Here is a 23,569-nt window from a genome sequence, read left to right as displayed (position 1 = left end):
GTTTAGGGCTTTAAATATGGCCAAAATGTTAAAATCATTGGATTAAAAATTAAATCTTCCTAGGAAAACACATGACTACAGAAACTGCGGACCAAATTAATGTAAATGCGCCAGCTTACGTAAAAAATAAGCGCTTGATTGAGTGGGTTGGAGAGGTCGCGGCCCTGACCAAGCCAGACGCAATTCGTTGGTGTGATGGCTCTCAGGCCGAATACGACGAGCTCTGTGAGCTACTAGTTACTGCCGGGGTTTTTAAGCGCCTCAACCCAGCCAAACGAAAAAATTCATTTTTAGCACTCTCAGACCCTGAGGATGTGGCACGCGTTGAAGACCGTACCTTTATTTGCTCGGCCAAAAAAGAAGATGCTGGCCCTACCAACAACTGGGTAGAGCCAAGCGAAATGCGCGCAACATTAAATCCATTGTTTGATGGTTGTATGCGCGGCAGAACAATGTATGTGGTGCCGTTCTCCATGGGCCCTATTGGCTCCCCTATTGCCCACATTGGCGTAGAACTATCGGACAGCCCATACGTTGCAATCAATATGCGCCTCATGACCCGTATGGGTAAGGCCGTCATTGATCAATTGGGTTCTGACGGCGAGTTTGTTCCTTGTATTCACACTGTTGGCAAACCTTTGGCTGCTGGCGAAAAAGATGTTACATGGCCAAACAACAAGAATAAGTACATTGTTCATTACCCAGAAACTCGCGAAATTTGGTCATTTGGTTCTGGCTACGGCGGTAATGCATTGTTAGGTAAGAAATGCTTTGCTCTGCGCATTGCATCCAACATGGGTCGCGACCAGGGTTGGTTGGCAGAACACATGTTGATCTTGGGTGTCACTTCACCTGAGGGTAAGAAATACCATATTGCTGCCGCATTCCCATCTGCTTGTGGCAAAACCAACTTCTCCATGATGATTCCTCCCAAAGGATTTGATGGATGGAAGGTAACCACTATTGGTGACGACATTGCATGGATCAAGCCGCGCAAAGACCCCGTTACTGGCAAGACCCGTTTATTTGCGATTAATCCAGAGTCTGGTTACTTTGGCGTGGCGCCAGGCACCAATCGTCAAACCAATCAGAACTGTATTGATTCTTTGAATCAAGACGTGATCTTCACAAACGTTGGCTTGACTGATGATGGTGATGTTTGGTGGGAAGGCTTGACAGAAACACCACCAGCGCATTTGATTGATTGGCAAGGCAAAGATTGGACTCCAGCAGATGGCGCCGCAGGTCGCAAAGCTGCGCATCCAAACTCACGCTTTACAGTTGCCGCCACTAATAACCCAGCGGTTGATCCTAAGTGGGATGATCCAGAAGGCGTTCCAATTGACGCGTTCTTGTTTGGTGGCCGCCGCTCAAACACTGTGCCTTTGGTTAGTGAGGCGCGTGATTGGGTTGAGGGTGTTTACATGGCTGCAACTCTTGGTTCAGAGACCACTGCTGCAATCACCGGACAAATTGGCGTTGTACGCCGTGATCCATTTGCGATGATTGCATTCGCTGGTTACAACATGAGCGACTACTTCCAGCATTGGCTCAATATCGGCAAGAAGCTAGAGGCTGAAGGCGCTGTATTGCCAAAAATTTATTGCGTGAACTGGTTTCGCAAGGACGAGAATGGCAAATTTGTTTGGCCAGGCTTTGGTGAAAACATGCGCGTGCTTTCTTGGATTTTGGAGCGCGCTGAAGGTAAAGCAAAAGGCAAAGAAACGCCATTTGGTATTTGCCCAGAGCACGGCGACATGCACTGGAATGGTCTTGACTATTCTGCAGAGAAATTTGCTAAAGCTATTCATGTTGCAGTGGATGACTGGAAGAGCGAGTTAAAGCTTCATACTGAATTGTTTGATCACCTTGGCGAGCGCTTGCCAAAAGAGTTGAAAGAGACTCGCGCCAAGATTGAACAACGCTTTAACGCTTAAGCATTAGCAATATCAAACGTTTTATTCTCAATAGTTAAATGACCAAACCCCAACACCATGAAATAGTGGTGATTGGGGCAGGCATTTGTGGTGCAACCATCGCAAATGAGTTGCTCTTGCGCGGAAAATCTGTCTGTATTGTTGACGCCGCATCTTCACCCGCCACCGCTTGCTCGAGTCATGCCTATGCCATTGCTCATCCCCATATCGGTAAGGGATCCCCGCGCTTATTGCGCTTAACGCGGATTGCTTTTTTGCTGGCCGAAGCTAGGTGGGGCAAGGCTTGGAACCAGCATGGCATTTTTCAGCCCGCCAAAAAAGATAAGCATTTCGATCGAGTAGAAGTAAGCAATTATTTGCAGTCTTTAGAGCTTGATCAGAGTATTGCAGTAGCTTTAGATGCTCAAGACGCAGAAAAAATTTGTGGCATCAAACAGAGCGGAGTGTGGCTGCCGCGCGGCGCATCTCTCAATCTATTTGAGACGAGTAATGCATTACTGCAAGACCAAGACCGTCTAACTTGTTTGTGGAATTCGCGCGTTGCAAAGCTGGAGAGGGTGGATGATCATTGGCTTTTAGTCAATCAGAACAATGAAGCCATTCTTTCTGCGGATAGGTTGATAGTGGCCACTGCAATAGATACTAAAGCGCTCATGAGTAGCATTGGAATTCGGCTTCCTCTTAAGCCGGTGCGGGGTCAACTCAGCATTTTTTCAATTCAAGAGGAGGCTTGGATAAAAAAATTACCCAGAGTTGGCATATCTGGTGATGGCTACTGTCTTCCCGCCGAGCCGCTTGAAGACGGCAGCTATCGTTGGATGGTGGGGTCTAGCTTTGATGAGGGTGAGGATGACCTTGGCTCAAGAGACAGCAGCGATGAATTCAATCGAGAACAAGCGCAAGGTTTGCTTGCTTATCCCGAGGGAGATCTGGGAGCGCTAATCAAGGCTGGAGATTTTGTTGGCGTGCGCTGCGTAGCAGGAGATCGTTTGCCCATCATTGGCGCACTGAATCAAAGGTCTGGAATCTTTTTGGCCACCGCCTTAGGTTCGCGAGGTATTTTGTGGTCGGCCCTAGCAGCCAAGCTGATCACAGCTCAGGTGCTAGAGGATGACTTTGCTTTACTGGCGCGCTTGGGCTTTGCGACAGACTTACTTGCAGCACTAGCGCCCGCCCGTTTTTTTGCTGGAGCTTTGGCTGCGCCAGCGGCTTTAGCCTCAAATTCAAAACCAATTTTGCCGTCAGCCCCTAAAGCTAAATAGGCCTTAAAGCCACGCCCAGTACGGTTTGACTTGAAGTTTGTTAAGAGATCGGTTTTGCCTTCTTTGAGTAGTTTTTGCACTTGCTCAGCCGAAACTTCTTGTTGCAAAACAACTTTGCCAGTTTTGAAATCACAAGTTTTGCTTGGCCCGGTGTTGTGTTCACAAACATAACGCATGCCATCTTCATAAACTGCGCCAGAACATTTTGGACAAACGCCTAGAGCTTGGCGACCGGTGAAATCTACCGCTTCAGTTTCTTCGTCTTGAGCATTACCAAAGTCAAATTCGAGCTTGAAGCCTGCGTTTGGATAGTCTGCATCGTCTTCTGGAATTTCGCTTAACTTAATAATGGCGGCAAATGGACGACCCATTTTGCTGCGAAACCCCTGGAGCGGCCCAATGGTTTTTTCACGCAGTAGCTCTTCTACTTCAGGGTATTCAAACGCGCGACCACCCGGGGTTTTGCTGATCGTAAAGCCACATTTTTCACAGGCAAAGCGACGGTAGTTTTCCTTTACTGGCCCCTTACAGTGCGGGCATGGCGTGGTCATTGTTGCGTAGTCACCTGGAATCGTATCGCTGTCATATTCCTTGGCACGCTTGACGATGCGCTGAGTCATTTGCGCAATTTCTTGCATGAAAGTATCGCGATTCATCTTGCCCTGCTCAATTAGCGATAGCTTGTTTTCCCAGCTACCAGTTAAATCGGGGCGTGTAAGTTCTTCAACATCTAGCCCGCGCAACAAAGTCATCAATTGAAAAGCTTTTGCTGTAGGGATGAGTTCGCGTGCTTCGCGCACGATGTATTTTTCAGCGAGCAATCCTTCGATGATTGCTGCGCGAGTTGCAGGAGTTCCTAAACCCTTTTCCGCCATTGCTTCGCGCATGTCATCATCATCAACCCACTTACCGGCGCTTTCCATTGCTGAGAGCAATGTTGCTTCTGAATAGCGAGCTGGTGGCTTAGTTTTCAATGGCACTGCAGCAATGGATTCGCTTTGAACAGCCTCGCCGTCCTGAACGGCGACAAGCTCATCATCTGCTTGATTCGATTTGCCATAGACGGTGAGGAAACCAGGGTTCACTAGTACACGACCCTCGGTTTTGAAATGGTGCCCCGAAACCTCGGTAATTCTGGTGGTGACTTTGAATTCGGCGGCGGGATAAAAGACCGCGAGGAAACGGCGAACAACTAAGTCATACAGCTTAGCCTCAGGCTCACTTAAATTCTTAGGAGTTTCGAGGGTCGGAATAATCGCAAAGTGATCAGAAATTTTGGAGTTATCAAAGATGCGTTTGTTGGGCTTAATCCAACCATAACCAGCTTTTGCTTTCGGATCTTTTGGATCACCTTTCAGAATTTGCTTTGCAAACGCACGATAGTCTTGCGACTTCTCGGCAAGGATTTCCATGGTTTGTTTAACGGTGTCCAGATAGTCCTCTGGAAGTGCTTTAGCATCAGTACGTGGATAGGTTAAAACTTTGTGACGCTCATACAGCGCTTGAGCAAGACCTAAAGTATTTTTTGCAGAAAAACCAAAACGCGCATTTGCTTCACGTTGCAAACTAGTTAAGTCAAACAGTTGTGGTGCTAGTTGTGTTGCTGGCTTAGCCTCTTCAGTAACGCTTGCTTTTTTGCCACGACAAGCAGCAACAATACTTTGTGCTGCAGCTTCACTCCAAAGACGGTTCTCGCGTGCATCGGGCTCGGCAACATCTTTCTTAAATTTTGGATCAAACCAGCGCCCCTCATAGACACCAGCAGCAGCAATAAATTCCGCTTTTACTTCCCAATAATCTTTGGAAACAAACTTGCGGATTAATTCTTCGCGTTCGACCACAATTGACAGTGTGGGCGTTTGAACGCGACCAACAGTGGTTAAAAAGAAGCCACCACTCTTACTATTAAATGCTGTCATGGCACGAGTACCATTAATACCAACCAACCAGTCAGCTTCCGAGCGGCAACGCGCTGCATCGGCGAGCGGCTGCATATCTTCGTCGGTGCGCAAACTCGCAAAGCCATCCCGAATTGCTGCTGGAGTCATGGACTGAAGCCATAAACGCTTAATGCCCTGTGATGCTTTTGCATGCTGTGCAATTAAGCGAAAAATCAGTTCGCCTTCGCGCCCCGCGTCACATGCATTAATAAGAGAGGTGACATCTTTGCGCTTAATCAGTTTTTGTAAAACCTTGAGACGCGATTCGGTTTTGGCGATTGGCCGCAAATCAAAATAGGGGGGTACTACAGGTAGGTTGGCAAAAGACCATTTGCCACGCTTAACGTCATATTCTTCTGGGGCCGCTATCTCTAGGAGGTGGCCAACTGCGGACGAGATGACAAAATCGTCGCTTTCAAAATAGTCCTCATATTTAGTAAAGCCGCCCAGGGCTTTGGCAATGTCATTGGCAACCGATGGCTTCTCGGCAATGATGAGAGCCTTGGGGTGATCCACGGAAGGGGTCTTGGAGCTGCTTTTGGTAGATGCTTTAGCCACGCGTTTGCCTAAATTTGAGCCTGAAATGATGTTTTTTATAGGAAAAAGGATGAACAATTTAAACCAAATCAGGGTTTGGTCAATTGCTTACCCCTTTTTTATTATTAACCGATAAATTAAGAAAAGTCCAAAAAGCACACTTTTACAAGCATGATGCCGTGGCTTATTAGGCGATTAATGGGTAAAAAACCGCATTTAAACCACTTTAAAGGGGGTTTTTCTCAAAAATCAATTCTTCTAGTATGTCTTGGGGGTTTTGTACCAGCTTTGCGCCTTGCTGAATCAGAAGGTTGCAGCCCCTAGAAAGGGGCTGTCGAATGGAGCCCGGGACTGCAAAAACCTCTCTCCCTAGCTCTAAAGCGAGTCTGGCGGTAATAAGCGAACCAGACTTTTCGGCCGCCTCAACGACTAGAACACCAATCGAAAATGCAGCAATGATTCGATTGCGCCTGGGAAAATGACCGGATTTTGGTGGCGTGCCCAAGGGGTACTCGGAGACCAAAAGTCCTTGTTTTCGGATATTTTTGGCCAAACCCAGATGTTCTTTGGGGTAAATCACATTCACGCCGGCCCCACAGACCGCCATAGTGAAGTGCTTGGGTCCTAGGCAAAGGGTTGCTTGATGGGCGGCCCCATCAATGCCTCTTGCAAACCCAGAGACGATCAGTAGCCCTGCTCGGGAGAGCTCTTGAGCAAAAGCTGCTGCGTTTTTAAGGCCCTCAGGGCTGGCCTTGCGTGATCCTACGATGGCGATCATGGGCTTATTTAGTAAGCGGAGGTCCCCGTCTATATAGAGATTGCTGGGTGGATCATATAAATCCTTTAGGCGGTTTGGGTATTTTTTATCGCCCCTAGCGATACAAGTAGTGGGATTTGGTTTTGGGAATATAGACATTAAAAGATTTTGATCTTTGGGGGGATTACAGCAATCAGGACAGACCGATTGCTCTGTTGGATAATTCCTATATGGCTTTGTTAAACGTCCTTTGCTATCCAGATCCGCGCTTACATAAGGTTGCTAAACCAGTTGAGCAGGTGGATGTGCGCATTAAAAAAATTGTTGCCGATATGGCTGACACTATGTATGAGGCTCCAGGTGTTGGTTTGGCTGCAACGCAAGTAGACATTCATGAACGAATTGTTGTCATCGACGTATCTGAAGAGCAAAACCAGTTAATGGTTTTTATAAACCCAGAAATTATTTGGTCAAGTCCTGAGAAAAAATCTTGGCGTGAAGGCTGTCTTTCGGTTCCCGAGTTTTATGATGAGGTTGAAAGGTCTGCACAAGTTCGGGTGAAGGCTTTAGATGTTGATGGCAAAGAGTTTGAGCTTGATGCGGATGGTTTATTAGCGGTTTGTTTGCAGCATGAGTTTGATCACTTACAAGGCAAGGTGTTTGTTGAGTATTTATCGATACTTAAGCGCACCCGTATTTCACAAAAACTTAAAAAGCGCGCCAAAGAGTTAGCGGGTGAGCGCTAAGCGCCGCTGATGAAAATTGTATTTGCTGGAACCCCGGAGTTTGCTGCGCAAGCAATGCGCGCAATTGATGACGCAGGCCATGAAATTGTCCTAGCCCTTACCCAACCTGATCGCCGAGCTGGGAGAGGCATGCATCTGCAAGCTAGTCCGGTTAAAGAGTTTGCCTTAGAAAAAAATATTCCCGTACTTCAGCCAGAGACACTCAAGCGCAATAGTGCCGATCTTGCAAAACAAGCTCAGGCTCAAGAGGCATATCAGCACTTGTCTAAAATCGATTTTGATGCCATGGTGGTGGTTGCTTATGGGCTCATCCTGCCACAAGAGGTATTGGATATTTCGCAGCAGCCAGGAAGACACGGCAGTTTTAATATCCATGCATCTTTGTTACCGCGCTGGCGGGGCGCAGCTCCAATACAGCGTGCGATTGAAGCAGGCGATTTAAAAACAGGCATTTGTATTATGCAAATGGATGCTGGCTTAGATACGGGCGATACCGTTCTCATTAGTGAGCTTGAAATTACCCCCGAAGAAACAAGTGACACTCTGCATAATCGATTAGCAACATTGGGCGCCCAGTCGATTGTGAGCGTGCTAAACCATTTGCAAGCGGGTAAGGATTTAATTCGAACTTCACAAGAAGCTAAGGGCATTACTTACGCAGAAAAAATACTCAAGAACGAAGCAGAAATTGATTGGGGTTTGAGCGCCCCAGAAATTGATCGCCGGATTCGCGCCTTTAACCCTTTTCCTGGCGCAACTAGTAACGCGCAAGAGCAAACGATGAAGTTTTGGAGTTCTCGCATTCCGAATGCGGGCACCTGCAGCAAAACTGGCATACCCGGCGAATTATTAGGTTTTAGTGAAGATGGCGCTTATATTCAGTGTGGCAATGGCGTAATCGAGGTTTTAGAAATGCAAAAACCAGGCGGCAAGAAAATGTCAGCCAGCCTTTGTTTGCAGTCTCTTGGTTCTGATAAACAAGCATTACGTTTTCATGCAAAGGAGTAGGAATGTTTAATTTCGCAAAAACTGCTGTTTTGATGGCGGCAATTACTGCATTGTTTATTGTGGTTGGTGGCATGTTAGGGGGCGAGCAAGGGATGCTGATGGCATTACTGGTAGCTATTGGCATGAACTTTTTCAGCTACTGGTTTTCCGATACGATGGTGTTGAAGATGACAAATGCACAGCAGGTCGACGAACGATCTGCACCCCAGTTTTACGCATTGGTAAAAGAGCTTGCAGATAAGGCCGGCTTACCAATGCCCAAAGTATTTTTAATTGATGAAGATGCGCCCAACGCATTTGCAACGGGGCGCAATCCTGAGAATGCTTCTGTAGCGGCTACTACTGGCATTCTGAAAATTTTGTCTAATCGCGAACTCCGTGGCGTCATGGCTCATGAGTTGGCGCACGTTCGGCATCGTGATATTTTGATTTCTACAGTTGCGGCAACGATGGCCGGTGCAATCTCTGCGTTGGCTAACTTTGCGATGTTTTTTGGTGGGCGCGATTCTGAGGGCAGGCCCAATAATCCAATCGCCAGTTTATTGGTGGCTATCTTGGCGCCCATTGCCGCCAGCTTGATTCAAATGAGTATTTCACGTGCAAGAGAATATGAGGCAGACCGTGGCGGGGCAGAAATTAGTTCTGATCCAGAGGCTCTTGCCCATGCGCTAGAGAAAATTCATAACTATGCGCAAGGCATCCCATTTCAGGCCGTCGAACAACATCCAGAAACTGCACAGATGATGATTCTGAATCCCTTAAGCGCCGGCGGCCTTGCACAACTGTTTTCAACCCACCCGCCAACTGAAGAGCGGGTAGCGCGCCTCATGGAGATGGCAAAAAATGGGGCATACCCCAGAGTAAATTAATTTGACTGATAAAAAAACGCCACATAGCCTTCCACTTTCTGAAGCAATCAGCATTGCTGCGCAAGCGATTAGCGAGGTAATGAGTGGTAGGTCTCTGACAGAGGTGCTTGATCAGTTAGAGCCTCATGAGCGCCCAATAGTGCAGAGCTTAAGTTTTGATGCTTTACGTAAATGGGTTCGATCACACGAGCTAATCAAGCAATTTGTTCCAAAGAGTCCACCACCCGAGGTAGATCATTTATTAAGCGTCGCTATTGCGCTGTTCTTAAATGAAAATGCGGATGGCAAAGGTTATGCGGCACACACAATAGTTGATCAGGCTGTCAGCGCTTGTGCTAACTACGATAAAACAATGTATGCCAAGGGTTTGGTCAACGCAGTATTGCGCAAGGTAAGCCTGATTGTGCAGCCGCCGGAGGGCGAAACCCGGTTTCCCCCAGATCCCATTCCGATGTTTGTCCCGCCTTGGTGGCGCGCTAACTTAAAACGTAATTACTCCAAGGCTTGGCAGTCTATTTTGTTTGCTCAAGCAAAACGTGCGCCATTAATTTTGCGCGTTAATCAAAAACAATATTCACGAGAGCAATATCAAGTCTTATTAAATGAAGTTGGAATTGCTTCTTCACCCATTGAAGAAGTTGCTGGAGTGAAATTAGCATCTGCTTTACTGTTGTCTAATCCCGTTCCAGTTTCAGAGTTGCCAGGTTTTTATAGTGGCGCGGTATCGGTTCAAGATGCGGGAGCACAGTTGGCCGCAACGCTCTTGAACCCGACTTCAGGCGAGCGAATCTTGGATGCCTGTGCTGCGCCCGGCGGCAAGACTGCTCATATCCTGGAGTTAGCAGATTGTGAGATGGTGGCTTTAGAGCTCGATGGCGAGCGTCTTGGCAAGATCGGCGGCAACTTGGATCGACTACGCTTGCATTCCGATCGGGTGCAAGTAATTCGGGGCGATGCTTCCAAAGCTTCTTGGTGGGATGGTCGCTTGTTCGACAAAATCTTGCTTGATGCCCCATGCTCAGCTTCAGGCATTGTGGCTCGACACCCAGACATTCCCTTTTTAAGACGAGAGGCTGATATCAAGTCTCTGCAGCAAAAGCAGCGCGGTATTTTGGAGCAGGCTTGGAAAATGCTCAAGCCAGATGGCCTCATGCTCTACGTTACCTGCTCAGTATTTCCTGAAGAAGGGGAGGAGCAAGCGAGCTGGTTTGCTGGAGAGCATAGCAATGCGGTACGATTAGGCGCTCCAGGACAGATTTTACCGACCGATGTCAGTGACGGTTTTTACTATGCCTTGTTTAAGAAAAATGGGCCATGAGCCAAAGAATTAAACAATTCATCTTCTTATGCTTGATGGCGTTGAGTTTATTTTCAACAAGCGCAAGTGCAGAAGGAATCAAGATCAAAACCTTTGAATTAGAAAAGGTTGATAACGACTGGCTTTTAAATGCCACTTTTCAGATTGAGCTCTCTAATGGACTTGAGGATGCAGTTCAAAAAGGTGTGGTGTTGTACTTTCAAACAGAGTTTGATTTAACACGTTCGCGCTGGTATTGGTTTGATGAGAGGCCTGCCATTGCCCAAAGACAAACCCGACTGTCTTACCAGCCCCTGACTCAGCAGTACCGGATTGCCTCTGAAGGGTTTACATTTTCAGCAAGGACAATTGCAGAGGCGCTACAAGCGGTGGGCAGTATCGGTGGCTGGCGAGTGATTGATGGCAATCAGCTAGATGCTGGCAAATCCTATACAGCCTCTTTGCGGATGACTTTAGATTTGAGCAAGCTTCCTAAGCCATTCCAGGTGAATGCCCTGAATAATCGGGACTGGAATGTTTCTAGTAATTGGCTGCGTTTTCCCTTTTCTCCGGCTGGAGCAAGCCTAATTAAGCAATGACAGCATCTTCAGCACCACTCAAGAACACTTTTTTTACAGCAACTGCTTGGAGAAAAAAGGCGATCCCCATTGCTATCGGTGTAATTGGGGTGTTTGCTTTATTGCTCCTGATCTTGTTATCGATTGCTTCGTCTAATACAGAGTTTTTTGATAACTACTTTATTTGGCTTTACGCAGCCAATGTTGTTATTGGAGTTTGCTTAACGCTGGTAATTTTGACTTTGGTCATTGTGATTGGTGTGCGCTGGTATCGCGGTCACTTTGGCACTCGCTTAATTGCCAAGTTGGCGATGATTTTTGCGCTAGTGGGAATTGTTCCGGGCTTTATTTTGTATGGCGTTTCGCTACAGTTCGTATCTCGTAGTATTGAAACTTGGTTTGATGTGAAGGTTGAATCCGCACTGAACTCGGGTTTGGAGTTAGGGCGCGTTACTTTGCGCATTGCGCAAGAAGAAATTTTGTCCGAAGGCAATTTTATTGCTGATCAAGTTGTACAGGTGCCTGCTGGCTCTACCTCTGACCAGGTTGGCGCCATGATTATGAAGATCCGTAATCAATTTGGTATACAAGAGGTGAGCCTGTTTAATATCCAGCGCAATTTGATATTAACGAGTGAGTTAAGGCCCAAAAAATACTTACCTGCGCCAAGTGCTGAGGTCGTAGCTGAAGCTTTTAGTAAGAAGGGCATTACCTTTTTAGATCAGATCGAAATGCAAGATGGGCAGCGCGGCTATCAAGTTAGAGCAATTGTTCCTATTGTTCGCAAGAAACCGATTTTAGGCAAACTCGACTCTAATAAAGATGCAGAAGATAAATATTTTTTGCAATTAGTTCGCATCCTTCCAAGCCCAGTAGCGAAAAATATTTTTGCCGTTGAATCTGCCTATAGCGAATATCAAGAGAAGTCTCTGGGGCGCGCCGGCCTGCGCAAAATGTTTGTTGGGACGCTAACGCTAACTCTCTTTTTCGCCTTATTTGTGGCTATTACATTGGCCTTGTTATTGGGGCGCCAATTAGCTCGCCCATTACTAATGTTGCTCAAAGGTACCCAAGCAGTTGCGCAGGGTGATTTATCGCCAAAGCCCGAGCTGGATACGGGCGATGAACTCGGCATGCTCACCCGCCAATTTAATGTCATGACTCGGCAGCTTGCTGATACACGTACTTCCCTGCAAGAATCCAAGGCCTTTTTAGAGCGAGTTCTGGGAAGCTTGACTGCTGGCGTTTGTATTTTTGATCGGCGCTATAACGTAGTCTCAAGTAACGCTGGCGCCGATCGTATTTTTGGTCAAGATCTAACCTATCTTGACGGAAAGCCTTTAAGCACCAGCCCAGCTTTAATAGAATTTGAGGAGGCTATTAAAGAAGGCTTCTCCACAATGAAGCTTGCGGTTACGGGTGCGCAAGATAACCCCACAGTTCAAATTAGTCATCAAAAGACTCCGGTTTGGCAAAAGCAAGTCCAGCTACACAAAACCAATGAGTTTGAAAATGAATTAGGCATCACTTTATTTGTGCGCGGCACAGAGCTAACAGAAGATTTACGTATGGTGGTATTTGATGACATTACCGATGTGGTGAGCGCACAAAGGTCAATTGCTTGGAGCGAAGTTGCAAGACGCCTAGCTCATGAAATCAAGAACCCACTTACCCCAATTCAGTTGTCTGCAGAGCGTTTGCAACATAAGCTTTCTGGCAAGCTAAGTCCTGAGCAAGAAGAAATGATGAATCGCAGCACTGAAACCATTATTAGCCAGGTCCAGGCCATGAAAGAAATGGTCAATGACTTTAGAGATTTTGCTAAAACACCAACGCCTCAGCTAAAGGCGGTTTCTATCAATACACTCACATCAGAAATTTTGGGGCTATATGAAGGCAGTCCCTTGCATACTCAGCTTGATCCACGTTGCCCAGAAATTATGGGTGACCCAACCCAGCTCAGACAAGTGATTCATAATCTATTGCAAAACGCTCAAGATGCTACGTTGGAGGGGCCTCATCCTGGAGAGGCGGTTGAAGTAAAAACCGAGTTAGTGCCCTATGGGGAGCACAATGGTACGGAGCAAAAAGCAGTTCGTCTAACGATAAGTGACTCTGGAGTAGGATTTCCAGCTAAGATATTAGCAAGGGCATTTGAGCCTTATGTCACCACGAAGACTAAAGGTACGGGATTGGGCTTGGCGGTTGTTAAAAAAATTATTGATGATCACTCTGCCAAGATTGAAATACGAAATCGTATGCAAGGAGCAGAAGTGGTTGGTGCACAGGTATCAATATTGTTTATGAATCTAGCAAAAGAGGCGGCCTAAGAATGGCTAGTATTTTGGTTGTAGATGACGAGATGGGAATTCGTGAGCTTCTCAATGAGATTCTGACGGATGAAGGCCATACCGTGTATGCAGCAGAGAGCGCCATTCAGGCCCGAACTATTCGCGAACAAATGCGTCCCGACCTTGTGTTGCTAGATATTTGGATGCCAGATACTGACGGCATCACTCTACTCAAAGAGTGGTCTAAAACAGGTCAACTGACTATGCCTGTAGTGATGATGTCAGGTCACGCTACCATTGATACCGCAGTTGAGGCTACGCGTATTGGCGCATTAAATTTCCTAGAAAAGCCGATTGCCCTTCAAAAGCTTTTAAAGACTGTGAGTAAGGCGCTTGAGAGTTCCCCAAAATATGTTGAGCCTGAAGTAGAGCGTGCGGTTCAGTCCAGCACCAATCAGGCTGTGGCACCAAAGCCTGCTGTGAGTGAGCCAGCACCAGCCCCGCAGGAGGGCGAGTTCATCAGTGGCATTGCAAAAACCTATTTTGATTTGCCATTAAGAGAGGCAAGAGATCTTTTTGAAAAGGCCTACTTTGAGCATCAGATGCAAATCATGGGTGGCAGCATGACCAAGATTTCTGAGTACACTGGCCTAGAGAGAACACACTTGTATCGCAAGCTTAAGGCACTAGGTATTGATACATCTCGTAACAAGGGCGAGCAATAAATTATTTTGTAAATTGGTGTTCACGGGGCACGTCAGTTTTATTACTGGCGACGGCGCCTAAATTATTTGCCCACCATATTCGGAATTATTTTCATGGAAATTAAGGTCAATTTTCTCGACAAGCTACGTCTTGAGGCTAAGTTTGATGACTTCACTGTAATTGCTGACCAGCCTATACGCTATAAGGGCGATGGCTCAGCGCCAGGCCCCTTTGATTATTTTTTAGCTTCATCTGCTTTATGCGCAGCTTACTTTGTGAAGTTGTACTGCGACACTCGCAATATTTCTACTGAAAATATTCGACTTTCGCAAAACAATATTGTTGATCCAGAAAATCGTTACCGGCAAGTCTTCAAGATTCAGGTTGAATTGCCCCAGGACATTTCTGCTCATGATCGTCAAGGTATCTTGCGCTCTATTGATCGCTGTACGGTTAAAAAAGCAGTCCAAGCAGGACCAGAGTTTGTGATTGAAGAAGTAAAGAATTTAGATGAGGATGCACAGACTTTATTGACCTTGAAGCCAAGTACTGATGCGAGTACTTATATTGCAGGCAAAGATTTACCTCTAGAGCAAACGATTGCCAATATGTCGGGCGTATTGGCCAATTTGGGAATCAAGATTGAGATTGCTTCGTGGCGCAACATCATTCCAAATGTGTGGTCCTTACATATTCGTGATGCGCACTCCCCAATGTGCTTTACCAATGGCAAAGGGTCCACAAAAGAAAGCGCCTTGGCTTCCGCTTTGGGGGAGTACATCGAGCGATTGAGTAACAATCATTTTTATGCTGGTACGTACTGGGGTGAAGATATTGCCAATAGAGCATTCGTACATTACCCAAATGAGCGTTGGTTTAAGCCGGGTAAAAATGATGCTCTCCCAACAGAAATTTTGGATGAGTATTGCCTGAAAATTTTTAATCCAGATGGTGAGTTGCGTGGCTCACATTTGATTGATACAAACTCTGGCAATGCTAAGCGCGGCATTTGTTCCTTGCCGTTCGTGCGCCAGTCAGATGGCCAAACTGTTTATTTTCCTTCTAACCTGATTGAAAATCTTTACGTTAGTAATGGCATGAGTGCAGGCAATACGCTTGCCGAGGCGCAAGTGCAATGCTTGTCCGAGATTTTTGAGCGCGCAGTCAAGCGTGAAATATTGGAAGGTGAAATTACTTTGCCTGATGTGCCGCAGGAAGTGCTCACAAAATATCCTGGCATTCTTGCGGGCATTCGAGGTCTTGAAGAGCAAGGCTTTCCGGTGCTGGTAAAGGACGCATCGCTGGGTGGAATTTATCCGGTGATGTGCGTTACCCTAATGAATCCAAGGACTGGCGGAGTATTTGCATCTTTTGGCGCACACCCAAGCCTGGAAGTCGCGCTGGAGCGAAGCCTAACGGAATTACTACAAGGTCGCAGCTTAGAGGGCCTGAACGATCTTCCCCCTCCTACTTTTGCAAGCGAAGCGGTCACCGAGCCAAATAACTTTGTTGAGCATTTTATAGACTCAAGCGGCATCGTCTCATGGCGCTTCTTCAGTGCAAAATCAGATTACGATTTTGTTGAGTGGGATTTTTCAGGTCAAGGTGAAAACTCTAACGCCGAAGAAGCAAACACTTTGTTTGGCATTCTCAAAGACATGGGTAAAGAATCGTATGTGGCGGTATATGAAGAGCTCGGCGCAATCGCCTGCCGAATTATCGTTCCTGCTTATTCAGAGGTTTATCCAATAGAGGATTTGGTTTGGGATAACACCAATAAGGCATTGTTATTTAGAGAGGATATTTTGAACCTTCATTCACTCGATGATGTGGGCCTAAGCGCACTCCTTGAGCGGCTTGAAAATAATGAGCTCGATGAGTATGGTGATATTGCTACATTGATTGGTGTCGAGTTTGATGAGAATACAGCCTGGGGCCAGCTCACAGTGTTGGAGTTGAAGCTTCTAATTCATTTGTCACTAAAGCAATTTGATGAGGCCCATGAGCTAGTTGGCGCATTCCTTCAATATAACGACAACACAGTTGAGCGGAAATTGTTTTATCAAGCCCTAAGTGCGACGTTAGAGATTTATCTAGATGATGACTTGCTGATAGAAGATTACATAGCCAACTTCCGCCGCATGTTTGGTGAAAGCAGAATGGATGCAGTAATGGGCTCAGTTGACGGCAGTGTGCGCTTCTATGGCCTGACCCCAACCAGCATAAATCTGGAGGGCCTTGATAGGCACCACCGTATGATCGATAGCTATAGAAAGTTACACACAGCTCGCTCTAGGGCCGCAGCCACAGGCAGTTAGCAACCGTAAGGCCATTTTCCAGCCTGGAATGCAGTTTCATCTATAATTCCAAGTCTTGGCCTGGTAGCTCAGTCGGTAGAGCAGAGGATTGAAAATCCTTGTGTCGGTGGTTCGATTCCGCCCCGGGCCACCAAGAAACATCAAAACCACCTTCGGGTGGTTTTTTCATTTCAGTTTGCTTAAAAGTAGTTGAGGGCGTTCTTACCTTACTTCTAGCGTTTCTTGTCAGTGTTGAGGGCTAGTAATCTAAACATCAGGATGTTTAATCCTGTTTGACCCTTTCAACTATAGATGTCTGTGACATGAAGCGTCCTTTAAAAGGACGCCCCAACAAATCTCCCCGAACACAAACAAGATCGTCCGCTTGATGGACAGTAGTGTTGTGGTTTGTATCTAATTGGAGTGATTTGGCGTAAGTATCTGGTGTCCCTCAGTCAGATTTGATAGCTACAACTCGATAATTTTCTAGGGATTAATACTAATTAGAGTAATTAAGCGCTAGAAATAAAATATTCGAAATTTCATACTACGCCTGTAATGCTTAGCTTTAATTATCTGAATGAGTTGGGATTATGAATCTACGCACAACCAAACAATTTGCCACTGCTATTGGATTCACCTTTGTGGCGATGACGGGTGTTTATGCCCAATCGTGCCCCTCTACAGGAACCGGCGCCATTTTAATAACAAGTTCTTGTGATGATGGCGTTACTTTGTCTGGCGGCAATCTTACTATTCAGACTTCTACGGTATCGAATCCTGGCGAAAGTGTAATAGTCGTTAATACTGGCACAGTAAATACCATAGACAATACAGCCACTGGAATTATTGATGCGGGGGATTTTAAAGTCGGAATTGAGAACGAAGGCACCATCACCACCCTGAACAACACGGGTAGGATCTCAGCTGGGGTTGGCGGAGTCGGAGTTGCGAGCCGTGACACCATCACCACCCTGAACAACGCGGGTACGATCTCAGTTGGAGATCGCGGAGTCGGAATTTATAACGAAGGCACCATCACCACCCTAGACAACACTAGCTTAGGTAGTATCTCAGCTGGAAACGAAGCAGTCGGAATTGCAAACATTGGCACCATCACTAATCTGACCAACGCGGGGACAATCTCAGGTGGAAATGGTGGAGTCGGAATTCAAAACAATGGCACCATCACCAATCTGACCAACGCGGGCGCGATCTCAGGTGGAGCTGACGGAGCTGGGCTTGCAAACATAGGGGGCACCATCACCACCTTAACTAATGCTCTTGGAGGCACGATCTCTGCTGGGGGAGGGTACGGAGGCATCTTCAACTTTTTTGGCTCTATCGACACCTTGAACAACGCGGGTACGATCTCAGGTGGATCTGGAACCGGAATTAATAACCAACTAAGCACTATCACCACCTTGAATAACACAGGTACGATTTCGGTGGGGGATTACGGATTTGGAATTTATAACGATTACACCGGCACCATCACCACCCTGAACAACACGGGTACGATCTCAGCTGGGGTTGGCGGAGTCGGAATTGAAAACTCTGGTGTAATCACAACCCTAAATAATATTGGCACCATTACTGCAGGTACTGGAGGCTATGGCATCGTTAATAATGGCACGATCACTACCTTAATAAACTCTCAAGGTGGCTCTACACCGCTGACGTATTCTGGAACGCTGCCAAATAACTACAGCATTATTGTTAATAGCCCATCTAGTTATGGCAAATTAGAGGCCAGCAACACCTCGGTATCAGGCGTAATGAGTTTTGGTATTAATAGCGCTTCGACGCTCAGCTACAACACCATTTACAGTGGTGTATTTAACGATATTAGTATTAATAATATTGAAAATACGTTCGGGCGCATCACACTTGGGAGTACTTTCACATGGGCACTAGCAAAACGTCTTGGTACTGAGCAAATTGATCTGATTGTCGAGCCATCCGATGTAGTGACTACAGATGTGGAGCAATTACAAGCCATACTGGTAGCTCAGGGTTACGCACTGGTCCCAGAAGATTCGGATACAGAGGCGTCTTTGATTTCTTTGGGGGGCACTCTACAAGGACTATTTGCCTCGCAGTCTGCTGGCTTAGTTAATGGCATGAGCTACGATTGCACAGTATTTGGCGCTAATAATATTTGTGTATCTGCTGGTGGTCGCTTTACCAATGTAAGTAGTGATCAATTTAATACCACTAGCGCCCTAATTATTGGGGCGTATCGCTATTCACCCCAAATTCGATTCGGTGCTTACTTGGATCAAAATTTGTCTTCAAGTACGCCAGGCGGAATTGCTCAATTAAGTAATGCCAATCCAATGGCCGGTCTTTTTACAGTATGGTCGCAAAAATTGGATGGAACTGGACTGGAGGCTAAACTTGCCTTAGGTTATGTTAATAAAGGATTGACTCTCACTCGCCCTGAGGTGGGCACATCCGAGCCTGGCTCAGGATCGACATCACTCAGTTCACAAGGCGCTATGGCCGCCTTTAAATATGGCATGGCCATAGGCAATAAAACCTTAGTTTCGCCTTACGCAGGGTTACGTTATGTCAAAAGTACAATGGCGGGATACACTGAGGCTCAAACTGCAAAAGTAGCATTTCCATTAAGTTACGATGCAATTAATAATTATGTGACAACTGCGATCGCAGGACTAACTGGTCAGCGAACGCTAAATGAAAAGACCTCAGTATTTGCAAGTGCAGGACTTGAAAAAGATCTAAATACCAATATAAGTAATTTAGTTACTTCTGGTAATGGGTATTTCAATATTGCAATGAATGGAAATTATCAAAATACACGCGCCACTGCTAGTTTAGGTGCAAACTATTTTTTAAGCCCTAAAGAGCGTTTGAGCCTAGTTGGCATTTATCGTCAAGAAGCCTATCAAGCCATCTCCTCAACTACTGTAATGGCAACTTACACTGTGGGATTATGATGTCTCTTTAAAGGATAGTCTAGGTATAGAGCCTAATATCTTAGGCCTTGGTTCGATTCCGCCCCGGACCACCAAGAAATACCAAAACCACCTTCGGGTGGTTTTTTCATTTGGCGCTGGAGAATAAGATTTCGCTGATTGCGATAGCGTTGCCCTTTAAGCCCCATTGGGCGATGTGGTTAAGATAATTTTCGTCAAATGTCTTAAGATGAAAAAATGAACTTCCCACTTGGTCATATCTCCTCTCTTTGTAAATATACGGGCATTAGCTTTACTGCTGGCGCTATTACTCATGGATTTTTTAGTGGCGAACGCTCCTTCTGGACGGCTGCTTTTGGAATTGCCATCTATCTGGTTGGCGGCACACTAGAAAAGATTTCTAATCCCGATAAAGACCATAGTTGGACTGATGTATTAGCCATCGGGATTGTTGCTTCAATTGGTTTGGGTTTCTTTACGGGTGGTCTTCAGCACTTCCCCGATTCTCCTGCTAGAAGTTCATGGGTAGTTCCAGTTGGCTTTGCTATGTCTTTATTGGCCATGTATTTAATGGAAGGCAAGGGCAAAGTAAAAGTGCGGTCTGTTCTCATTTATGGCGTCATTAGTCTTGCTCTAGTTATCGCTGCATCTTTATATTCCCTCTCCTACTTTAATGAGCATGGTGGTGATGGCCATAGTCATGATCATGGAGCACCAGCACAAGTGGCCGCTCCATCAATGAAAGAGGTTCGTATCGAAGTTGATGACACTATGCGTTTTTCTCCAGCAACATGGGAGGCGCAAGCGGGGGAACCTATTCGCATCATTTTGGTTAACAAGGGCAAAGTAGATCATGAGTTGGTAATTGGTACGGAAAAAGAAATCATTGCTCATGCCAAAGAAATGGCTAACCCCAGCACCAAAGGTCATCACCACACAAATGAAGTTTCAGCGAAACCAGGGCAAGTAGCAGAATTAGTGTGGACTTTTAAAAAGCCTGGGCAATATGCCATGGCATGTTTTGAGCCCGGTCACTATGAGGCTGGCATGAAGGGCATCATTAATGTAGTGCCTAAGAAACACTAGGCGGATAAGCATCCTAGGCCCTGGTTCGATTCCGCCCCGGGCCACCAAGAAACACCAAAACCACCTTCGGGTGGTTTTTTCATTTGGGGCTTGGGTAAGAAGTTAGTATGGAGGAATGATCAGCCTATCCAAATTTGTTGGCCCACTTTCCTTTATCGGCCTATTGATGCTTTCCAACGTCTTTATGACATTTGCTTGGTATGCCCACCTAAAGAATTTATCTTCAAAGCCTTGGTGGATCGCTGTGTTCGCAAGCTGGGCTATTGCCTTGTTCGAATATGCTTTTCAAGTTCCAGCAAATCGAATTGGATTTCAATACTTTTCACTTGGACAGCTGAAGATTACCCAAGAAGTGATTACTCTGGCCGTTTTCGTGCCATTTGCTGTTTTCTATATGGGTGAGCCATTTAAGACGGATTACATTTGGGCTGGCCTCTGCCTCTTGGGTGCAGTCTACTTTATGTTTAGGGGCTAAGGATTAAACATCCTGCGCTCTAGTCGATTCCGCTCCGGGCTACCAAGAAGTACTAAAACCACCTTCGGGTGGTTTTTTCGTTTGGGGGGCGCACGACTCTGAATGCGCTATCAAAATTACTCTCTAGTGGGTTTCGGTGCTAGCTACAATTCATTCAATGGGTTGCGAAAGTTAACTGGACGGAATTAATTGGGTGCTTAAAAATGAAAGAAATTTCAATTAGTGACTTATCTTCTTTTGGCTTATTGATAGGCTTTATCCTGGTGTTTTTTGTGTTGATTGTTTATCACGGTTTATGTTTATGGGGCGCCCAATCCATATACCATCGACACGCCAATAAATTAATTGCTAAGAAGCAATATTTCCGAATGGAAATTTTTTTCTTTATGGGCTTATCCGCACTAGCATTAATTCACCTAAGCGAGATTGCCATACTATCTCTCTTGGGGCTAATGCATGGGGTAGCAATAAGCATTGATCACGCAATTGTTGTGATTGGCGGCATATACACAACAATTGGATCTGAGCAGGCCGTTTCAAATCTGCCAAGTAGATATCGCATTCTTGCTGTAGTTCTGTCAATGAGCAGCCTTTTTTGCTTTGCTTGGAGTACCGCTGTAATGATGGATATGATGCGCACTTATCGCAAAGTAAGGGCTTCAGACGGGACAATTGTGAGCAATGATTAGATCTAGTCTAGATCTAGATAGGATTTTCTGAACTCCCGGTTTGATTCCACCTGAGCCACCAAGAAATATCAAAACCATCTTCGGGTTTTTTCATTTAATCAAAGCAGATTATTGAGGTGGCCAGTTTTTACATAGATGAGTGCACCCTCTGATTTGGTGAAGGGCGCGTGCTTACTATATCGAGGACTTCTTATCCATGTACCGGCGGGATATGAGCCATGTTCATCATGAAATACACCCTTAAGAACAAATATTTCTTCTCCACCTGGATGAACATGGGGATTAAAAATTGTATTTGGCGCCCAGCGAACTAAAGCGGTTCCAACGCCATCAAATTCATGAAGTGGCATTACAGATAGTCCGGAAACTAATCCAGGATGCCATTTGGCAGTTGTCGTATCTATTTTGACTATTGAATCATCTTGAGCATGAAATTGCCTTAGCTTTACAAATAAGATACAACCTTCTTTTGAGTATGGCGTATGTTTACTGTTGGGTGGATTACGAATGTAGGTGCCGGCCGGATAGTCACCATGCTCATCAGAAAATCTGCCCTCAAGAACTAGAATTTCTTCTCCGCCGCCGTGAGTATGTTCAGTAAAAGACGATTCGGGGCTATATTTAACCAGTGAGCTGGCGCGCGCAATTTCATCGCCAATTCGATCAAGATATTTTCTTTCGATGCCTGATACAGGCGATAGGTTCCAGACTAGACCCGAGGTATTAATCACTGCCTTCTGGGAAAAGTCCGAATTGATATTCATTTATGCATCCACATAGAAAGCTATCAGCTTACTGGAAACAGAGTCAGGCATCCTTGCGACCGATCGATTCTGCCCCGGGCCAGCAAGAATCCTCCTTTAAAAGGGCAGATCAATTAGACCCCCCTGCGCTGGTAATGTCGCTTAATTGTGCTAAATTATTTCCCAGTAATGCAAGATAAATGCCCAATTCTCATTAACCAATTCTTAATCTAACAATCATATGACTGAGCTTATAAAACCTAATCGACGTGATTTTTTTAAAACAATTGGTTTAACCGCCGCAGCCTCAGCGCTGCCAATGGCATTGATGCCGACAGGATCGGCAATTGCACAATCAAACTCTGGCGTCATTACCCGCAAGATTCCACGCTCTGGTGAGCTTTTGCCTGCTATTGGTCTTGGTACGTACCTGACCTTTGATCTCTTGCCTGGCACTCCACGAAACAATATTCGCGAAGTGATTAAACGCTTCTGGGATGGTGGAGGGCGTGTGTTTGATACCTCACCGCTGTACGGTACTGGCGAAATCAGTGTTGGAGATTTTGCAACTGCCATGGGAATTAATGATCAAATGTTCATTGCAAATAAGATTTGGTCAACGGGCGATTTTTTGGCTGATGATAGTCATGCCAAAAAGAGCTTTGAACAAAGTCAAGAAAGACTATGGCGTGAAAAAATAGACCTCATGCAAGTACATAGTTTGGTCAACGTCGATCAAATTGTGCCCGTTCTAAAAAATTGGAAGCGGGAGGGAAAGATTCGTTATGTTGGGGTAACCCATCACGAAATCCCATACTTCAATGCCTTGGCTATGCAGGTTGAGCGCAACGATTTAGACTTTGTTCAAGTGCATTACTCAATTCAAATGCGTTTGGCAGAGGATCGTATTCTTCCCGCTGCCATGGATAAAGGAACGGCGGTTTTGGTCAACATGCCGTTTGAAAAAGCGCGCTTATTTAAGTTGGTAGAAGGTAGGCCTCTACCCGATTTTGCTAAAGAATTTGATTGCAGGAATTGGGCAGAATTTTTCTTAAAGTGGGTCATTTCACATCCTGCGATTACCTGTGCTATTCCAGCAACCAGCAACCCTGATCATCAAACCGAAAATAACAGGGCTATGCGTGGTAAGTTGCCTGATCAAGAAATGCGAATTCGAATGGTCAAGTTTATGGAAACTATCCCAGGCTTTGATAAGTTACAAGAAATGCCAGCATATCCAGGTAAAGCATACAACGGCTATATTCGTCGTGCTATGAACGCTAGAGCAGCGCTGGCTAAGTAGTTCCAGTAGGATGGACGTCCTAAGACCCTGGTCGATTCTGCCCCGGGCCACCAAGAAGCACTAAAACCACCTTCGGGTGGTTTTTTCATTTGGGCAGACGGACTTGC

The 23,569-nt window shown here is 45.9% G+C and carries 17 protein-coding genes, 1 tRNA gene and 1 pseudogene; 16 read left to right on the top strand and 3 right to left on the bottom strand.

Going from position 1 to position 23,569, the window contains the following annotated elements; all coding sequences use genetic code 11:
* Window positions 1–71: 71 nt before the first annotated feature.
* Window positions 72–1,937 carry a phosphoenolpyruvate carboxykinase (GTP) gene (locus B6A14_RS01825; protein WP_087908761.1) on the top strand — a complete coding sequence of 622 codons (1,866 nt, stop codon included), beginning with the start codon at window positions 72–74 and terminating at the stop codon, window positions 1,935–1,937.
* A gap of 38 nt (window positions 1,938–1,975) precedes the next feature.
* Window positions 1,976–3,064: pseudogene (mnmC, locus tag B6A14_RS10355) on the top strand (FAD-dependent 5-carboxymethylaminomethyl-2-thiouridine(34) oxidoreductase MnmC); the annotation flags it as partial.
* Here the strand turns inward: mnmC and B6A14_RS01815 are convergent.
* Together B6A14_RS01815 and dprA are read right to left on the bottom strand one after the other, a co-directional pair.
* Window positions 3,034–5,697, bottom strand: coding sequence for a DNA topoisomerase III (locus tag B6A14_RS01815; protein WP_236635609.1), 2,664 nt, complete (start codon window positions 5,695–5,697; stop codon window positions 3,034–3,036). The pseudogene mnmC and the gene B6A14_RS01815 sit on opposite strands and share 31 nt — an antisense overlap.
* Before the next feature lie 205 nt (window positions 5,698–5,902).
* Entirely contained in the window at window positions 5,903–6,592 is a 690-nt protein-coding gene (gene dprA / locus B6A14_RS01810; protein WP_087908759.1) for a DNA-processing protein DprA, read from the bottom strand.
* 71 nt (window positions 6,593–6,663) lie between these two features.
* Here dprA and def point away from each other — a divergent pair, with 71 nt between their 5' ends.
* The 13 genes from def to B6A14_RS01745 all read left to right on the top strand — a co-directional run bounded on the left by def (window position 6,664) and on the right by B6A14_RS01745 (window position 21,416).
* Complete coding sequence (gene def, locus B6A14_RS01805; protein WP_201721443.1) at window positions 6,664–7,179, top strand: peptide deformylase; 516 nt, start codon at window positions 6,664–6,666, stop codon at window positions 7,177–7,179.
* Window positions 7,180–7,188: 9 nt separating this feature from the next.
* Window positions 7,189–8,187: a methionyl-tRNA formyltransferase gene (gene fmt, locus B6A14_RS01800; protein ID WP_087908757.1), complete on the top strand. Its 999-nt coding sequence runs from the start codon at window positions 7,189–7,191 to the stop codon at window positions 8,185–8,187.
* A 2-nt stretch (window positions 8,188–8,189) separates the two neighbouring features.
* Window positions 8,190–9,056: a zinc metalloprotease HtpX gene (gene htpX, locus B6A14_RS01795; RefSeq protein WP_087908756.1), complete on the top strand. Its 867-nt coding sequence runs from the start codon at window positions 8,190–8,192 to the stop codon at window positions 9,054–9,056.
* 1 nt (window position 9,057) lies between these two features.
* Window positions 9,058–10,374, top strand: coding sequence for a 16S rRNA (cytosine(967)-C(5))-methyltransferase RsmB (gene rsmB / locus B6A14_RS01790; protein WP_087908755.1), 1,317 nt, complete (start codon window positions 9,058–9,060; stop codon window positions 10,372–10,374).
* Entirely contained in the window at window positions 10,371–10,952 is a 582-nt protein-coding gene (locus tag B6A14_RS01785; RefSeq protein WP_087908754.1) for a DUF4390 domain-containing protein, read from the top strand. The genes rsmB and B6A14_RS01785 overlap by 4 nt, the downstream gene beginning before the upstream one ends.
* Window positions 10,949–13,261, top strand: a complete 2,313-nt coding sequence (locus tag B6A14_RS01780) for a sensor histidine kinase (protein ID WP_087908753.1) — start codon at window positions 10,949–10,951, stop codon at window positions 13,259–13,261. Before B6A14_RS01785 ends, B6A14_RS01780 begins: the two co-directional genes overlap by 4 nt.
* Before the next feature lie 2 nt (window positions 13,262–13,263).
* Window positions 13,264–13,947: a response regulator gene (locus tag B6A14_RS01775; RefSeq protein ID WP_087908752.1), complete on the top strand. Its 684-nt coding sequence runs from the start codon at window positions 13,264–13,266 to the stop codon at window positions 13,945–13,947.
* 93 nt (window positions 13,948–14,040) lie between these two features.
* On the top strand, window positions 14,041–16,245 hold the full coding sequence (locus B6A14_RS01770) for an OsmC domain/YcaO domain-containing protein (protein WP_087908751.1): 2,205 nt from the start codon (window positions 14,041–14,043) through the stop codon (window positions 16,243–16,245).
* Between the two features lie 57 nt (window positions 16,246–16,302).
* Window positions 16,303–16,378, top strand: a tRNA-Phe gene (locus B6A14_RS01765).
* 439 nt (window positions 16,379–16,817) lie between these two features.
* Entirely contained in the window at window positions 16,818–19,187 is a 2,370-nt protein-coding gene (locus B6A14_RS01760; RefSeq protein ID WP_087908750.1) for a beta strand repeat-containing protein, read from the top strand.
* 216 nt (window positions 19,188–19,403) lie between these two features.
* The gene (locus B6A14_RS01755) at window positions 19,404–20,252 is read left to right on the top strand and encodes a cupredoxin domain-containing protein (RefSeq protein WP_087908749.1); all 849 of its coding nucleotides are present in this window, start codon (window positions 19,404–19,406) and stop codon (window positions 20,250–20,252) included.
* Between the two features lie 115 nt (window positions 20,253–20,367).
* Entirely contained in the window at window positions 20,368–20,727 is a 360-nt protein-coding gene (locus B6A14_RS01750; protein WP_087908748.1) for a DMT family protein, read from the top strand.
* A 203-nt stretch (window positions 20,728–20,930) separates the two neighbouring features.
* Window positions 20,931–21,416: a hypothetical protein gene (locus tag B6A14_RS01745; protein ID WP_087908747.1), complete on the top strand. Its 486-nt coding sequence runs from the start codon at window positions 20,931–20,933 to the stop codon at window positions 21,414–21,416.
* Window positions 21,417–21,514: 98 nt separating this feature from the next.
* Here B6A14_RS01745 and B6A14_RS01740 read toward each other — a convergent pair whose 3' ends face one another.
* Window positions 21,515–22,180 carry a cupin domain-containing protein gene (locus B6A14_RS01740; RefSeq protein ID WP_087908746.1) on the bottom strand — a complete coding sequence of 222 codons (666 nt, stop codon included), beginning with the start codon at window positions 22,178–22,180 and terminating at the stop codon, window positions 21,515–21,517.
* 220 nt (window positions 22,181–22,400) lie between these two features.
* Between B6A14_RS01740 and B6A14_RS01735 the strand changes: the two genes are divergently transcribed.
* On the top strand, window positions 22,401–23,462 hold the full coding sequence (locus B6A14_RS01735) for an aldo/keto reductase (RefSeq protein WP_087908745.1): 1,062 nt from the start codon (window positions 22,401–22,403) through the stop codon (window positions 23,460–23,462).
* Window positions 23,463–23,569: the final 107 nt, after the last annotated feature.

The sequence above is a fragment of the Polynucleobacter hirudinilacicola genome, from assembly GCF_002192535.1.
Classification (GTDB): Bacteria; Pseudomonadota; Gammaproteobacteria; order Burkholderiales; family Burkholderiaceae; genus Polynucleobacter; species Polynucleobacter hirudinilacicola.
Note: the sequence above shows the minus strand (reverse complement) of the source record. Positions and strands in the feature narration are given on the sequence as shown.

Excerpts from the sequence above, each read along its gene's own strand:
- fmt (WP_087908757.1), top strand. The coding sequence starts at position 7,189 with ATGAAAATTGTATTTGCTGGAACCCCGGAGTTTGCTGCGCAAGCAATG.
- B6A14_RS01735 (WP_087908745.1), top strand. The coding sequence starts at position 22,401 with ATGACTGAGCTTATAAAACCTAATCGACGTGATTTTTTTAAAACAATT.
- B6A14_RS01740 (WP_087908746.1), bottom strand. The coding sequence starts at position 22,180 with ATGAATATCAATTCGGACTTTTCCCAGAAGGCAGTGATTAATACCTCG.
- B6A14_RS01755 (WP_087908749.1), top strand. The coding sequence starts at position 19,404 with ATGAACTTCCCACTTGGTCATATCTCCTCTCTTTGTAAATATACGGGC.
- B6A14_RS01760 (WP_087908750.1), top strand. The coding sequence starts at position 16,818 with ATGAATCTACGCACAACCAAACAATTTGCCACTGCTATTGGATTCACC.
- B6A14_RS01825 (WP_087908761.1), top strand. The coding sequence starts at position 72 with ATGACTACAGAAACTGCGGACCAAATTAATGTAAATGCGCCAGCTTAC.
- B6A14_RS01775 (WP_087908752.1), top strand. The coding sequence starts at position 13,264 with ATGGCTAGTATTTTGGTTGTAGATGACGAGATGGGAATTCGTGAGCTT.
- dprA (WP_087908759.1), bottom strand. The coding sequence starts at position 6,592 with ATGTCTATATTCCCAAAACCAAATCCCACTACTTGTATCGCTAGGGGC.
- B6A14_RS01745 (WP_087908747.1), top strand. The coding sequence starts at position 20,931 with ATGAAAGAAATTTCAATTAGTGACTTATCTTCTTTTGGCTTATTGATA.
- B6A14_RS01785 (WP_087908754.1), top strand. The coding sequence starts at position 10,371 with ATGAGCCAAAGAATTAAACAATTCATCTTCTTATGCTTGATGGCGTTG.
- def (WP_201721443.1), top strand. The coding sequence starts at position 6,664 with ATGGCTTTGTTAAACGTCCTTTGCTATCCAGATCCGCGCTTACATAAG.
- B6A14_RS01780 (WP_087908753.1), top strand. The coding sequence starts at position 10,949 with ATGACAGCATCTTCAGCACCACTCAAGAACACTTTTTTTACAGCAACT.
- B6A14_RS01770 (WP_087908751.1), top strand. The coding sequence starts at position 14,041 with ATGGAAATTAAGGTCAATTTTCTCGACAAGCTACGTCTTGAGGCTAAG.
- htpX (WP_087908756.1), top strand. The coding sequence starts at position 8,190 with ATGTTTAATTTCGCAAAAACTGCTGTTTTGATGGCGGCAATTACTGCA.
- B6A14_RS01750 (WP_087908748.1), top strand. The coding sequence starts at position 20,368 with ATGATCAGCCTATCCAAATTTGTTGGCCCACTTTCCTTTATCGGCCTA.